Origin of the sequence: Streptomyces umbrinus (assembly GCF_030817415.1) — a bacterium.
In the GTDB taxonomy this organism is placed as follows: Bacteria; Actinomycetota; Actinomycetes; order Streptomycetales; family Streptomycetaceae; genus Streptomyces; species Streptomyces umbrinus_A.
On sequence record NZ_JAUSZI010000002.1, the window covers coordinates 8,603,044 to 8,617,703 of the forward strand.

At 71.1% G+C, this 14,660-nt stretch carries 9 protein-coding genes; 3 read left to right on the forward strand and 6 right to left on the reverse strand.

What is annotated here, in order from left to right:
* Positions 1-9: 9 nt before the first annotated feature.
* From QF035_RS38000 to QF035_RS38025, 6 genes are all read right to left on the reverse strand, one after another.
* Positions 10-873, reverse strand: coding sequence for an HpcH/HpaI aldolase/citrate lyase family protein (locus QF035_RS38000; protein WP_307525512.1), 864 nt, complete (start codon positions 871-873; stop codon positions 10-12).
* Entirely contained in the window at positions 870-2,078 is a 1,209-nt protein-coding gene (locus tag QF035_RS38005; protein ID WP_307525514.1) for a CaiB/BaiF CoA transferase family protein, read from the reverse strand. Before QF035_RS38005 ends, QF035_RS38000 begins: the two co-directional genes overlap by 4 nt.
* Before the next feature lie 81 nt (positions 2,079-2,159).
* Positions 2,160-3,710 (reverse strand): ADP-ribosylglycohydrolase family protein, encoded by a 1,551-nt coding sequence (locus tag QF035_RS38010; protein ID WP_307525516.1) that lies wholly within the window; start codon positions 3,708-3,710, stop codon positions 2,160-2,162.
* Positions 3,707-4,852 carry an ADP-ribosylglycohydrolase family protein gene (locus tag QF035_RS38015; protein WP_307525517.1) on the reverse strand — a complete coding sequence of 382 codons (1,146 nt, stop codon included), beginning with the start codon at positions 4,850-4,852 and terminating at the stop codon, positions 3,707-3,709. The genes QF035_RS38010 and QF035_RS38015 overlap by 4 nt, the downstream gene beginning before the upstream one ends.
* Before the next feature lie 7 nt (positions 4,853-4,859).
* On the reverse strand, positions 4,860-6,113 hold the full coding sequence (locus tag QF035_RS38020) for an ADP-ribosylglycohydrolase family protein (protein WP_444968440.1): 1,254 nt from the start codon (positions 6,111-6,113) through the stop codon (positions 4,860-4,862).
* On the reverse strand, positions 6,110-7,123 hold the full coding sequence (locus QF035_RS38025; protein WP_307525519.1) for an ADP-ribosylglycohydrolase family protein: 1,014 nt from the start codon (positions 7,121-7,123) through the stop codon (positions 6,110-6,112). Before QF035_RS38025 ends, QF035_RS38020 begins: the two co-directional genes overlap by 4 nt.
* A gap of 275 nt (positions 7,124-7,398) precedes the next feature.
* Between QF035_RS38025 and QF035_RS38030 the strand changes: the two genes are divergently transcribed.
* The 3 genes from QF035_RS38030 to QF035_RS38040 all read left to right on the forward strand — a co-directional run bounded on the left by QF035_RS38030 (position 7,399) and on the right by QF035_RS38040 (position 14,549).
* Entirely contained in the window at positions 7,399-8,130 is a 732-nt protein-coding gene (locus QF035_RS38030) for a VIT1/CCC1 transporter family protein (RefSeq protein ID WP_307525521.1), read from the forward strand.
* A gap of 373 nt (positions 8,131-8,503) precedes the next feature.
* The gene (gene gltB / locus QF035_RS38035; protein ID WP_307525523.1) at positions 8,504-13,096 is read left to right on the forward strand and encodes a glutamate synthase large subunit; all 4,593 of its coding nucleotides are present in this window, start codon (positions 8,504-8,506) and stop codon (positions 13,094-13,096) included.
* On the forward strand, positions 13,089-14,549 hold the full coding sequence (locus QF035_RS38040) for a glutamate synthase subunit beta (protein ID WP_307525525.1): 1,461 nt from the start codon (positions 13,089-13,091) through the stop codon (positions 14,547-14,549). The genes gltB and QF035_RS38040 overlap by 8 nt, the downstream gene beginning before the upstream one ends.
* Positions 14,550-14,660: the final 111 nt, after the last annotated feature.

Below are 14,660 nucleotides of genomic sequence, written 5' to 3' on the forward strand. Positions count from 1 at the left end.
CGTGCACGACTAGCGGCGGCGGGCCAGTGCCAGGGTGCGATGGGCCGCCGCCACGACCGCCGCGTCGATGAAGCGGCCGTCCGGGAGGGCCTGGGCGCCGGGGCGGGTGGCCGCGGCCTTGACGACCGACTCGGCCGATTCGATGTCCTCCGGGGTCGGGAGGTAGGCCGTCTCGATCACCGGTAGCTGACGGGGATGGATGGCCGCGCGGCCGAGGAAGCCCAGCGCGCGGCCGTGGGCGCAGGACGCGGCCAGACCGGCCAGGTCGCGCACGTCGGGATGGACGGACTGGGGCGGCGGGGCCAGGTCCGCCGCCCGGGCGGCCAGGACCACTCGGGAGCGGGGCCAGTCGAGGCCCGCGTCGTCGCGTACGCCGAGGTCGGCCCGGAGGTCGGCCTCACCGAGCGAGATGCCGCGCAGGGCGGGGTGGGCCGTGGCGATCGCGTAGGCGTTCTCGATGGCGAGGGCCGATTCCAGGAGGGCGTACAGGGGGATGTGCGGGGCCCTGTCCGCCGTACGCACGACCTGGGTGGGGGCCGTGACCTTGGGCAGGCGGATGCCGGCGAGGTTCGACAGGGCCGGGAGCGCGGCGAGGGTCCGGAGGTCGGCGACGGACTCCGGGCTGTCCAGTGCGTTGACGCGGACGTGCACCGGGACCGGGAGCGGGGACGGCTCGGACAGGAGGTCGGCGGTGGCGGCGCGGGCGTACTCCTTACGGTCGGGGGCGACCGCGTCCTCCAGGTCGACGACGACCACGTTGGCGCCCGCGACCAGGGCCTTCGCCACCACTTCGGGGCGGTCGCCGGGGACGTACAGCCAGGTGAGAGCGAAGGCGTCGGTTGCTCCTGGGACGCCGGTGGCTTCCGCGGTCACAGTGCGCCCTCCGATCTGAGCGTGGTGATCTCGGCCTCCGTCAGGCCGAGTTCGGCGAGGACGGTGTCCGTGTCGGCACCGTGCGGGCGGCCCGCCCAGCGGATTCCCCCGGGGGTGTCGGTGAGGCGGAAGAGGACGTTCTGCATGCGCAGTGGGCCCAGTTCGGGGTCGTCGACGGTGGTGACCGTGTCGAGGGCGGCGTACTGAGGGTCCGTCATGACATCGCGTACGTCCTGGATGGGAGCCACCGCCGCCTCCGCCTTCTCGAACTCCGCGATGACCTCATCGCGGGTGTGGAGGGCGATCCATGATCCGACCGCCTCGTCGAGGACGTCGGTGTGGCGGGCCCGTTCCGCGCCTGTGGTGAACCAGGGTTCGGCGGTCAGGTCCGGGCGGCCGACCAGGCGCATCACGCGTTCGGCGACCGACTGGGCCGAGGCCGAGACGGCGACCCAACTGCCGTCCGCGGTGCGGTAGGTGTTGCGGGGCGCGTTGTTCTGGGAGCGGTTGCCCGTGCGGGGCTGGACGTGGCCCAACTGGTCGTACCAGAGCGGTTGCGGGCCGAGGACCGTGAGGATCGGCTCGATGATCGCCATGTCGACGACCTGCCCGCGGCCCGTATGGTCGCGGGCGGTGAGGGCCGTCATCACCGCGTACGCCGTGGCCAGGCCCGCGATCGAGTCGGCGAGGCCGAAGGGCGGGAGGGTCGGCGGGGCGTCCGGTTCGCCGGTGATCGCGGCGAAACCGCTCATCGCCTCGGCGAGTGTGCCGAAGCCGGGGCGGTGCGCGTACGGGCCGAACTGGCCGAAGCCGGTGACGCGGGCCAGGACCAGGCGGGGGTTCGCGGCAGACAGCTCCTCCCAGCCGAGGTTCCACTTCTCCAGGGTCCCGGGGCGGAAGTTCTCGATGATCACGTCGGTGGAGGCGGCCAGGCGGAGGAGGGTGGTTCGGCCGCCCTTGGTGGAGAGGTCCAGCGTCATCGTGCGTTTGTTGCGGCCGAGGAGTTTCCACCACAGGCCGATGCCGTTCTTCGACGGGCCGTGGCCGCGGGACGGGTCCGGTCTGCGGGGGTGCTCGACCTTGATGACCTCCGCGCCGAAGTCGCCGAGCATCGTGGCTGCGAGAGGGCCGGCGAAGAGGGTGGCGAGGTCGAGGACGCGGAGGCCGGTGAGGGGTGCCGGTGCGGTCACGGCGGTGTGGGTCATGGGTGGGGGACTCCTGGTGGGGATGGAGATGGGGGTGGGGTGGGGGAGTTGGCTGCGCCGGGGGAGGGGTCAGGCGTTCGGTCAGGTGGTCGGCCGGGTCGCCAGCTGCGCTGTCAGGTCGGCGAGGGTGTCGAAGCCCGTGCCGTTGAAGTCGCCGACGGACGTGGCCAGTCGGTTCTTGAGGGGGGTCGTCCAGCGGGACGGGATCGCTTCGGGGGCGCCCGCGAGCAGGCCCGTGATCGAGCCGGCCGTCGCGCCGTTCGAGTCCGTGTCCCAGCCGCCCGACACGACACGGCAGATGGAGGCCGTGAAGTCGCCGTCCGCGTGGGTGAGGGCGGCGGCGAGCAGGGCCGTGTTGGGGATGGTGTGGACCCAGTGGTAGGCGGCATGGGTGGCGTGCAGTTCGTCGACGACCGTGTCGAAATCCCGGTGTTCCGCAGCCAGTTGGATCGCGTGGCGGACTGCTTCGGCGAGGCGGGACTCGGGGGGTACGACGGTGAGGCCCGTACGGAGGCAGGCGTGGATGTCGCTCGTGCCGGTGGCTGCCTCTGCGATGGCTGCCGCCGTGAACATCGCCGCGTAGACGCCGTTGGCGGTGTGGGTGAGGATGGCGTCCCCGTGGGCCTGTTCCGCGGCGGTCGCCGGGGCGCCCGGGTTGGTCCAGCCGTGGGCGTCCGCGCGGATCAGGGCGCCGATCCATTCGCGGAACGGGTTGCGGTGTCGAGCCGTGTGCGGGGGTTCGATGCCGTCGAGGAGGTTGCGGTAGGCGACGCGTTCCGCGGTGAACGTGCGGCCCGCTGGGAGTTCGTCCAGCCAGAGGCGGGCCACGTCCGTGGTGGTGAAGTGCTTGCCGTGACGTTGGAGGAGCAGGAGGTTCAGGAGGGGGTAGTTGAGGTCGTCGTCCTCCGGCATGCCGTCGATGTTCTCGGCGAGGGAGGTGGTCGCGGAGCGGCGGTTCCAGGGGTGGGTGGCTTTTAGGTCCGGTGGAAGGCCTCGTTCTGTGAACCAGGTGGTCAGGGGCCAGTTGCCGGTGGCTCTGGCCAGCGCTCTGATGCCGTCCAGGGGGAGTTTTTCCACTGGCTTGCCGAGGAGGCAGCCTGCGGCTCTGCCCAGCCAGGCGGCCTCCAGGCGGGGGTGGAGTGTGGCGGGGGTCAGGGGCGCTTTTTCTTCCCCAGACCCACCCCTTCCCGTAACTGGGGGCGCTGCCCCCAGACCCCCGGCTGTGCTGCTGAGGTCCGCTGTGCCCACCCTCCCCCACTCTCGGCTTCGCTCGAGCGGGGGGACCCCCATCGCCCCAGCGGAACGATTGCCCACAACGGTAAGCGCGGGGCCGTCAGCTGTTGTGGACCAGTCGGGGCAGAGAGCTCTGATCTTGGGCAGGGCTGTTGGCTCTCTGTCCTTCAAGCTGCTTGGTAGGTCCGCCAGTTCGTCCAGGAGGTCCTTGGCCAGGGCTCTCAGGTAGGTGGTGGCCGGTTGGGGGGAGGCGCCTGCTCGTCGGGGGGGCTGGGGGCCGCCCGCCCTGTGCCAGCGGGCGGCGATGGCCGATGGTTCGCGGCCGTCCTGTCTTGCCTGGTGGAGTTCGTGGCCCAGGAGGTCCTCCGGCTGGACCCAGGTCAGGCGGAGGGGGGTCATGACAGCTCCGCGTAGGCCGTCTCGTGGGTGCGGCGGCGGGCGGTGTCGCGGGTGAAGATCTCGCGGGTCACCTCTGTGAGCGTCGTCGCGGGGGCCTGGAGGTCCAGGCGGCTGGACTCCGCGACCGTCTTGGCCCAGTCGGGCGGGATCTCCGCACCGAGGGCGCCCGCGAGAGCGCCGGACATCGTGGCGATCGAGTCGCAGTCGCGGCCGTAGTTCACCGAGCCCAGGACCGCGTGCCGGTAGTCGCCGCGGGAGACCAGCAACATGGCGAGGGCGACCGGGAGTTCCTCGATGGAGTGGATGCGGGAGGGGCGACGGGCACCCAGGGACGGGGCGCGGTAGTCGGGGCCGACCGTGTCGTAGGGCGCCACCGCCTCGCGCAGGGGGCGGAGTGCCGACTCGAAGTCCGAGTAGCGCGATGCCGTGTCGCAGACCGTCTCGATGGCCGCCCGTGTGCCGTCCTTCGCCAGGGACAGGCAGGCGTCGACGACTGAGTCCGGGGTTGCGCCCGGCGTGCAGGCCGCCGCCACCGCCGCCGCGAACACGCCCGCCGCCTCGCGTCCGTACGACGACTGATGGGCGCCCGCGACATCGAGGGCCTCGGCGTACGCGCCCGCCGGGTTGGCCGCGTTGACCAGGCCGACCGGGGCCATGTACATCGCCGCACCGCAGTTGACGATGTTGCCGGCGCCGGCCTCGCGGGGGTCCACGTGGCCGTAGTGGATCCTTGTCACCAGCCATTTCTCCGCCAGGAAGATCCGGTGGAGGGGGAGTGCCTCGGCCTCCAGCTCCGGGATCCAGCGCGGCGTCGTCATCAGGTCGGGGACCAGGTGGTCGGCGACGGCGTACGCGTCCAGGTGGTCGCGGACCTTCGCGTACACCCGTACCAGCGCGTGGGTCATCAAGGTGTCGTCGGTGACGTGGCCGTCGCCCTTGTGGTACGGGGCGATGGGGCGGGCCGTGCGCCAGTCGCCGCCGTTCCAGGGACCGACGATGCCGTGGACTCGGTCGCCGTGGCGTTCGGCGATCTGCTCGGGGGAGTAGCCCTCGACAGGGCCGCCGAGCGCGTCGCCGACGGCGGCTCCCACGAGGCTGCGGGTGATCCGTTCTTCCAGAGTTGCGGGTGCGGTGGGCGTCATGTCCGAATCATCCCCCTGAGAGGGCCAGTTCCGTGGCTGCCAGCAGTTCGGCGAGTTCCACCAGGTCCGTGCCGGTCAGGCGGGGGAGCGCACAGCCCGAGAGCGTGCGGCACGCGTCACGCCAGGACGCCGGGATCGCCGTGCCGCCGCCGATCGCGCCGGTCAGCGCGCCGACGAGAGCGGGGGCCGAGTCCGCCACCCGGGACAGACACGCGGCCGCGGGTACCGCCTCGGCGATCCGGCCGTGCGAGGCGGTGGCGAGGGCGAGGGCCACCGGGACGGTCTCGGCGGCGGCGATGCCGTAGCTGTAGACGTGGTCGACGATCTGGTGCTCCAGCAGGGGTACGAGGCTGAAGGCGCTGTCGGCCTCGTGGGCGAGCGCCAGCGCGTGGCGGGCGTTGCGGCCGATCTCCGTGGACTCCGGGAGTTCGGCGAGCGCGGCTGCCACGCAGGTCTCGGCGTCCGCGCCGGCCAGGGCGAGCGCCAGCGCCGCCGCCATCGCTCGGGCGCCGTGCACGCCGTCGCCGTCCTGGGTGTAGCGGGCGTCGAACTCGGCCAGTTCCGCGGCGAGCCGGGGGTCCCCGGCGTGGGCCACGGCCAGCACGCAGGCCCGTACGCAGGCCGCGTCGTCGAAGTAGTGGGGGTTGTCGTGGCCGGTGGCGGGCGGGCGCAGGCCGGTGGCGAGGTTGCCGAGACCTGCCCGTACGGAGATGCGGGCGCGCAGGGGGAGTACGGCCGACTCGACCTCGGGGGCGCGGTCCGCTGCCGCGGCGACTTCGCTGGCGATGGCGTTCCAGGACAGGTCGATGGCCGCGCGCATACGGCGTTCTCGGCTCAGGTCGCCGAGGGCGCCGGGGTCGGTGGCGCGCAGGACTGCCTCCGCGGCGAATGCCGCCCATTCGGCGTCGTCCGAGGGGCCGAGGCGCAGAGGTTCCGGGGGTTGGTTGAGGGCGATGGGGACGGGGAGGGTGGTGGTCGCGTTCTGTTCGGCGAAGGTGTCCAGTTCTCGGGTGAGGCGTCTTGTCCATTCGGGCATGCGGGCGGCTCTGTGCCTGGCGGCGGGCCAGCCTGCGGCGTCGCCCGCCGCCAGGCCGAGGAGGAGGCCCTCGATTCGCCGTGGGGCGTCGGTCCGGTGTGCGATGTGCGGGTGCGTTGTGGCTTGTCGCGCAGTTCCCCGCGCCCCTGAAGGCGCTGGGTGCGCCGTTCCTTTTGCCCCTGAGGGGGCGCCCTCGTTCGGGTCGTTGAGTAGTTCTGGTTTCACTGGATTACCTCGTCCTCGTCCGGGGTCAGGAGGTCCGCCACGTCGAGGATGTGGTGGCCCCGCATGGATGGGAGGCAGCTGCCCTTTGCCGGGCCGATTGCTGCTGACCAGGTGGGAGGGATCGACGAGGCGCCCTTCGTCGCGCCGGCCAGGGCGCCTGCCACCGCTGCCGTGGTGTCGGCGTCGCGGCCCATGTTCACGGCGGTCAGGACCGCTTCCGTGAAGTCGCCGTCGGCGGCCGCGTACGCGCCGAAGGCCAGGGCGACGGCCTCGGGGGCGAGGTCGGTCCAGGGGTAGCCGCCGATGACGACGGCGGAGCGGACGGCGCGTTCGCCGCGGTGGGCGCAGGCGACGGCGCGGCGCAGGGAACGGGCCGTCCAGGAGTCGTCGGGGATCACCGCCAGGGCCGAGGCGACCACCACCATCGTCGGGGCGCCCGCCATCGCCGCGGCCACGCCCGCCGCGACCGCCTGGCCGCCGTAGATGCCCTCGCCGTCGTGGCTCACCGAACCGTCGATGGCCACCAGGCGGGCGGCCTCCGCGGGGCGGCCCGCCGCGAAGACGCCGAAGGGGGCCGCGCGCATGGCGAGGCCGTCGCTCCAGGCGTGCCGGTGCTGGGCGGAGATCGGGGCGGCCAGGCCCCGCCGCAGGTTCTCCAGCGTGCCCCGCTCGCTGAAGCCCGCGCCCCTGAAGGGCCCCTCGTCCAGGTCGGCGATCCAGTGGTGCCAGGCCGCCTCCACATGCCGGGGCGTGAGGGCCGAACCGTGCCGGGCCAGGAGCAGCCCCGAGAAGATCGCGTACTCCGTGTCGTCCGTGCCGGCCGGAGTCTCGGTCACGTACCCGGTGATGCGGCCCCAGCGTGCGCGGATCTCGGACGGCTTCATGTTCTCGGCGGGCGCCCCCAGCGCGTCCCCGACGGCAAGTCCCAGCAGTGCGCCGCGCGCCCGATCGCGGAGGCCGGTGGCGTCCCCGGGGGCCGGGACCGAGGGAACGCAGGCAATCGAAGCCATGACGGTGCCTCTCCATCGCGGGGTCCCGGAAGGTCTGAGGGACCCTTTGCGGATCTGTCCCCACCAAGTGGTTCGGCGGAGCCTCGCGCGGCTCAGCGTCACCCGGTCGACATTTGTGCGCAGGTCTCTACGGATGAGCGAAGGGTGGTGAAAGCCCAGGTAAGTACGGCCTTCCTTGCTGGCGGGAGCGAAATTTCGAGCGTAGCTTGGGTGTTGTCCAAGAGTAGAAACAGTCCAAGTAGCACAGTCCGAGCAGCACTTTGGGAGACCCAGGCATGGCCATCGTCGAGACCGAGGCGACGCTTCACGAGGCGCACCGCGACAACCACACGCACCGGGACGTCAGCGGCGGCTGGCTGCGCCCCGCCGTCTTCGGTGCGATGGACGGTCTGGTCTCCAACCTGGCGTTGATGACGGGCGTGGCGGGCGGTGCCGTGTCCCATCGGACGATCGTCATCACCGGGCTCGCGGGGCTGGCCGCCGGCGCCTTCTCCATGGCGGCCGGCGAGTACACCTCCGTCGCCTCGCAGCGCGAGCTCGTCGAGGCCGAACTCGACGTCGAGCGGCGGGAGTTGAGGAAGCACCCGAAGGACGAGGAGCGTGAGCTCGCCGAGCTGTACCAGGCGCGGGGTGTCGAGCCCGATCTCGCCCGTGAGGTCGCCCGGCAGCTGTCGACGGATCCCGAGCAGGCCCTGGAGATACACGCCCGCGAGGAGCTGGGCATCGATCCCGGTGACCTGCCCTCGCCGTCCGTCGCCGCCGTGTCGAGCTTCGGCTCGTTCGCCCTGGGCGCCCTGCTCCCCGTACTCCCCTACCTGCTGGGCGCGACCGCCCTGTGGCCCGCTCTGCTGCTCGCGTTCCTCGGGCTCTTCGCGTGCGGTGCGATCGTGTCCAGGGTGACCGCGAAGTCCTGGTGGTACAGCGGACTGCGGCAGCTCGCGCTGGGCGGTGCCGCGGCCGGTGTGACGTACGCCCTGGGCACGCTGTTCGGTACGGCCGTAGGATGACCCGCGCGCCGCTGAGTCGAGCAGCTATGCAAGGGACTGCATAAGTAGTCGTTACTCGGCGGTTTCGAATCCTTAACCACTGGGCATGAGCCGTAAGCGCTGCGGGCAATGACGCCTGCACAGCAATTGAAGCGTTGGGTGACGTTGCCTGCCGCGATCGGGCCGACGGTCATTGATCTGTCCGAAAAGGTCCCCTTGTTCAGCCGCCACGAGCGGCCTCCGCCGCGACCCGCGGCGTCCGCATGCTGGAACGCCGTATCCGGTTCCCGAGAACGGCTCCATCATGTAACCTGCACGAAATTTTGCACCTTTCGCAGAGGGCCAACGTCGTCCCTCGGCACTTGCATATGCCACGACGACGACGGGAGAGCCGATGCGTACGCCGCGCCAGCCGTCCCAGCACTCCGCGAATGGCCAGAACTGGTCCTTCATGGATGCTCGCCCTGCCGCGCAGGGGATGTACGACCCGCGCAACGAGCACGACGCCTGTGGCGTCGGCTTTGTGGCCACCCTCACCGGTGAGGCGAGCCATGCGCTGGTCGAGCAGGCGCTGACCGTGCTCCGCAATCTGGAGCACCGCGGCGCGACCGGCTCGGAGCCCGACTCCGGCGACGGGGCCGGGATCCTCTCCCAGGTGCCCGACACCTTCTTCCGCGAGGTGGCCGAATTCGAGCTGCCCGAGGCGGGCTCGTACGCGGTCGGTATCGCCTTCCTTCCGGAGGACACCGCCGACGAGGCCGTCTCACGGATCGAGACGATCGCCGCCGACGAGGGTCTGACGGTCCTCGGCTGGCGCGAGGTCCCGACCGCCCCCGAACTCCTCGGCGCCACCGCCCGCTCGACGATGCCCCTCTTCCGTCAGCTCTTCGTGACGGACGGATCCAGCCAGGGCATCGATCTCGACCGCAGGGCGTTCGTGCTGCGCAAGCGTGCCGAGCGCGAGGCCGACGTGTACTTCCCGTCGCTCTCCGCCCGGACCATCGTCTACAAGGGCATGCTGACCACCGGCCAGCTTGAGCCCTTCTTCCCGGACCTGTCCGACCGCCGCTTCGCCTCCGCGATCGCGCTCGTGCACTCCCGGTTCTCCACGAACACCTTCCCGAGCTGGCCGCTCGCCCACCCGTACCGCTTCGTCGCGCACAACGGCGAGATCAACACGGTCAAGGGCAACCGCAACTGGATGGTGGCCCGCGAGTCCCAGCTCGTCTCCGACCTGTTCGGCGACAAGGGCCTCGACCGCGTCTTCCCGATCTGCACGCCCGACGCCTCCGACTCCGCGTCCTTCGACGAGGTGCTCGAACTCCTGCACCTGGGCGGCCGTTCGCTCCCGCACTCCGTGCTGATGATGATCCCGGAGGCGTGGGAGAACCACGACTCCATGGACCCGGCCCGCCGCGCCTTCTACCAGTTCCACGCCACGATGATGGAGCCCTGGGACGGCCCGGCCTGTGTCACCTTCACCGACGGCAAGCAGGTCGGCGCCGTACTGGACCGCAACGGTCTGCGCCCCGGCCGCTACTGGGTCACCGACGAAGGCCTCGTCGTCCTCGGCTCCGAGGTCGGCGTCCTCGACATCGACCCCGCGAAGGTCGTCCGCAAGGGCCGCCTGCAGCCCGGCCGCATGTTCCTCGTCGACACCGTCGAGCACCGCATCATCGAGGACGACGAGATCAAGGCAGGCCTCGCCGCCGAGAACCCGTACGCGGAGTGGCTGGAGGCCGGCGAGATCGAGCTGGAGGACCTCCCGGAGCGTGAGCACATCGTGCACACGCACGCCTCCGTCACCCGTCGTCAGCAGACCTTCGGCTACACCGAGGAAGAGCTGCGCGTCATCCTCGCGCCGATGGCCAAGTCCGGCGGCGAGCCCCTCGGCTCCATGGGCACGGACTCGCCGATCGCGGCCCTGTCCGAGCGCCCCCGCCTGCTCTTCGACTACTTCACCCAGCTGTTCGCGCAGGTCACCAACCCGCCGCTGGACGCCATCCGCGAGGAGCTCGTCACCTCGCTGCGCTCCTCCCTCGGCCCCGCGAGCAACCTCCTGGAGCCGACCGCCGCGTCCTGTCGCAGCGTCACACTGCCCTTCCCGGTGATCGACAACGACGAGCTGGCCAAGCTCATCCACATCAACGCCGACGGCGACATGCCTGGCATGAAGGCCGCGACGTTGTCCGGCCTGTACCGGGTCTCCGGCGGCGGCGACTCGCTCGCCGCCCGCATCGAGGAGATCTGCACCGAGGCCGACGCCGCCATAGAGAACGGCGCCCGGCTGATCGTCCTCTCGGACCGTCACTCCGACGCCGAGCACGCGCCGATCCCCTCGCTGCTGCTCACCGCGGCCGTCCACCACCACCTCATCCGCACCAAGCAGCGCACCCAGGTGGGCCTGCTGGTCGAGGCCGGCGACGTCCGCGAGGTCCACCACGTGGCCCTCCTCATCGGCTTCGGCGCCGCGGCCGTCAACCCGTACCTCGCGATGGAGTCAGTCGAGGACCTCGTCCGGGCGGGAACGTTCCTCCCCGGCATGGAGTCCGAGCAGGCCATCCGCAACCTGATCTACGCGCTCGGCAAGGGCGTCCTCAAGGTCATGTCCAAGATGGGCATCTCGACCGTCGCCTCCTACCGCGGCGCCCAGGTCTTCGAGGCCGTCGGTCTCGACACGGCCTTCGTCCAGAAGTACTTCATCGGTACGGCCACCAAGATCGGCGGCGTCGGCATCGACGTCATCGCCAAGGAGGTCGCCGCCCGCCACGCGAAGGCGTACCCGGCCAGCGGCATCGCGCCCGCGCACCGCGCCCTCGACATAGGCGGCGAGTACCAGTGGCGCCGCGAGGGCGAGCCGCACCTGTTCGACCCGGAGACGGTCTTCCGCCTCCAGCACTCCACGCGCACCCGCCGCTACGACATCTTCAAGAAGTACACGGACCGCGTGAACGAGCAGTCCGAGCGCCTGATGACGCTCCGCGGCCTGTTCGGGTTCAAGTCCGGCCGCGAGCCGATCTCCATCGACGAGGTCGAGCCGGCGAGCGAGATCGTCAAGCGCTTCTCCACCGGCGCCATGTCCTACGGCTCCATCTCCAAGGAAGCCCACGAGACGCTCGCCATCGCCATGAACCAGCTGGGCGGCAAGTCCAACACCGGCGAGGGCGGCGAGGACGCGGACCGTCTGTACGACCCGGCGCGCCGCTCGTCCATCAAGCAGGTCGCCTCCGGCCGCTTCGGTGTGACCTCCGAGTACCTGGTCAACGCGGACGACATCCAGATCAAGATGGCCCAGGGCGCCAAGCCCGGCGAGGGCGGCCAGCTGCCCGGCCACAAGGTCTACCCGTGGGTCGCCAAGACCCGGCACTCCACCCCGGGCGTCGGTCTGATATCCCCGCCGCCGCACCACGACATCTACTCCATCGAAGACCTCGCCCAGCTGATCCACGACCTGAAGAACGCGAACCCGCAGGCGCGGATCCACGTGAAGCTGGTCTCCGAGGTCGGCGTCGGCACGGTCGCCGCAGGTGTGTCCAAGGCGCACGCGGACGTCGTCCTCATCTCCGGCCACGACGGCGGTACGGGCGCCTCCCCGCTCACCTCGCTGAAGCACGCGGGCGGCCCCTGGGAGCTCGGCCTCGCCGAGACCCAGCAGACGCTCCTGCTCAACGGCCTGCGCGACCGCATCGTCGTACAGACCGACGGCCAGCTGAAGACCGGCCGTGACGTCGTCATCGCCGCGATGCTCGGCGCCGAGGAGTTCGGTTTCGCGACCGCGCCGCTCGTCGTCTCCGGCTGCGTCATGATGCGCGTCTGCCACCTGGACACCTGCCCGGTCGGCATCGCCACGCAGAACCCGGTGCTGCGCGACCGGTACGCCGGCAAGGCCGAGTACGTGGTGAACTTCTTCGAGTTCATCGCCGAGGAGGTCCGCGAGATCCTCGCCGAGCTGGGCTTCCGCACGATCGAGGAGGCCGTCGGCCACGCCGAGCTCCTCGACGTGGAGCGGGCGGTCACCCACTGGAAGGCACAGGGGCTGGACCTCTCCCCGCTCTTCTACGTGCCGGAGCTGCCCGAGGGCACCCCGCTCCACCAGGTCATCGAGCAGGACCACGGTCTGGAGAAGGCGCTCGACAACGAGCTGATCAAGCTCGCCGCCGACGCGCTGGCCGCGGACTCCGCGACCGGTGCCCAGCCGGTGCGCGCCCAGGTCGCGATCCGCAACATCAACCGCACGGTCGGCACCATGCTCGGCCACGAGGTGACGAAGAAGTTCGGCGGCGCGGGCCTGCCCGACGACACCATCGACATCACCTTCACCGGGTCGGCCGGCCAGTCCTTCGGCGCCTTCCTGCCGCGCGGTGTGACGCTGCGCCTGGAGGGCGACGCCAACGACTACGTCGGCAAGGGCCTCTCCGGCGGCCGGGTGATCGTCCGTCCCGACCGGGGCGCCGACCACCTCGCCGAGTTCTCGACGATCGCGGGCAACACCATCGCGTACGGCGCGACCGGCGGCGAGCTGTTCCTCCGGGGCCGTACCGGCGAGCGCTTCTGCGTCCGCAACTCCGGCGCGACGGTGGTCTCCGAGGGCGTGGGCGACCACGGCTGCGAGTACATGACCGGCGGTCACGCGGTCGTGCTCGGCGAGACGGGCCGCAACTTCGCGGCCGGTATGTCGGGCGGTATCGCGTACGTCATCGACCTGAACCGCGACAACGTCAACGTCGGCAACCTCGGCGCGGTCGAGGAGCTCGACGACACCGACAAGCAGTGGCTGCACGACGTCGTGCGCCGCCACGCCGAGGAGACCGGCTCCACGGTCGCCGAGAAGCTCCTCGCCGAGTGGGCCGTGTCGGTGGAGCGCTTCAGCAGGATCATCCCCAGCACGTACAAGGCAGTGCTCGCCGCCAAGGACGCCGCCGAGCGAGCCGGTCTCACCGAGACCGAGATCACCGAGAAGATGATGGAGGCGGCGACCAATGGCTGATCCCAAGGGCTTTCTCAACCACGGCCGCGAGGTCGCCAGGACCCGTCCGGTGGACGTGCGTCTCAAGGACTGGAACGAGGTCTACGTTCCGGGCTCGCTGCTCCCCATCATCCCCACGCAGGCCTCGCGCTGCATGGACTGCGGCATCCCGTTCTGCCACAACGGCTGTCCGCTCGGGAACCTCATCCCCGAGTGGAACGACTACGCGTACCGCGAGGACTGGTCCGCCGCCTCCGAGCGCCTGCACGCCACGAACAACTTCCCGGAGTTCACGGGCCGGCTGTGCCCCGCCCCGTGCGAGTCGGCGTGCGTCCTCGGCATCAACCAGCCCGCCGTGACCATCAAGAACGTCGAGGTCTCGATCATCGACAAGGCGTGGGACAGCGGCGACGTCGCGCCCCAGGCCCCCGAGCGCCTCTCCGGCAAGACGGTCGCGGTCATCGGCTCCGGCCCGGCCGGTCTGGCCGCCGCGCAGCAGCTCACCCGGGCGGGCCACACCGTGGCGGTCTACGAGCGCGCGGACCGCGTCGGCGGCCTCCTGCGCTACGGCATCCCCGAGTTCAAGATGGAGAAGCGGCACATCAACCGCCGCATCGAGCAGATGCGCGCGGAGGGCACCCGCTTCCGTACGGGCATCGAGATCGGCCGCGACCTCAAGGCGACGGACCTGCGCAAGCGGTACGACGCCGTGGTCATCGCGGCCGGCGCGACCGTCTCCCGCGACCTGCCCGCCCCCGGGCGCGAGCTCAACGGCATCCACTTCGCGATGGAGTACCTGCCGCTCGCCAACAAGGTGCAGGAGGGCGACTACGTGGCGCCCCCGATCACCGCCGAGGGCAAGCACGTCGTCGTCATCGGCGGCGGCGACACGGGCGCGGACTGCGTGGGCACCGCCCACCGTCAGGGCGCGGCCTCCGTCACGCAGCTGGAGATCATGCCCCAGCCGGGCGAGGACCGTGCTCCGCACCAGCCCTGGCCGACGTTCCCCATGCTCTACAAGGTCACCTCCGCGCACGAGGAGGGCGGCGAGCGGGTCTACTCCGTCTCCACCACCCACTTCGAGGGCGACGAGGACGGCAACGTGCAGTGGCTGCACCTCGTCGAGGTCGAGTTCGTGGACGGCAAGCTGACGCAGAAGGCGGGCACGGAGCGCAAGATCCCGGCCCAGCTCGTCACCCTCGCGATGGGCTTCACGGGCACCGATCAGGAGAACGGCCTCGTCTCCCAGTTCGGCCTCGACCTGGACGAGCGCGGCAACATCGCCCGCGACGCCGACTTCGCGACCAACGTCCCCGGCGTGTACGTCGCCGGTGACGCCGGCCGCGGTCAGTCCCTCATTGTCTGGGCCATCGCGGAGGGCCGCTCGGCCGCCCGCGGGGTCGACCGCTTCCTGACCGGGGAGAGCGAACTGCCGGCCCCGATCCGCCCCACGGACCGCTCCCTCATGGTCTGACGCTCCACCCCAAAGACGTCCCGTACAAAGGCGTACGGAACTGAACGCGGCGCCTGCTCTTTGTCCCCGACCGGACGATGGCGGGCGCCGTGGTGCGTCCGGGGTTCCGCG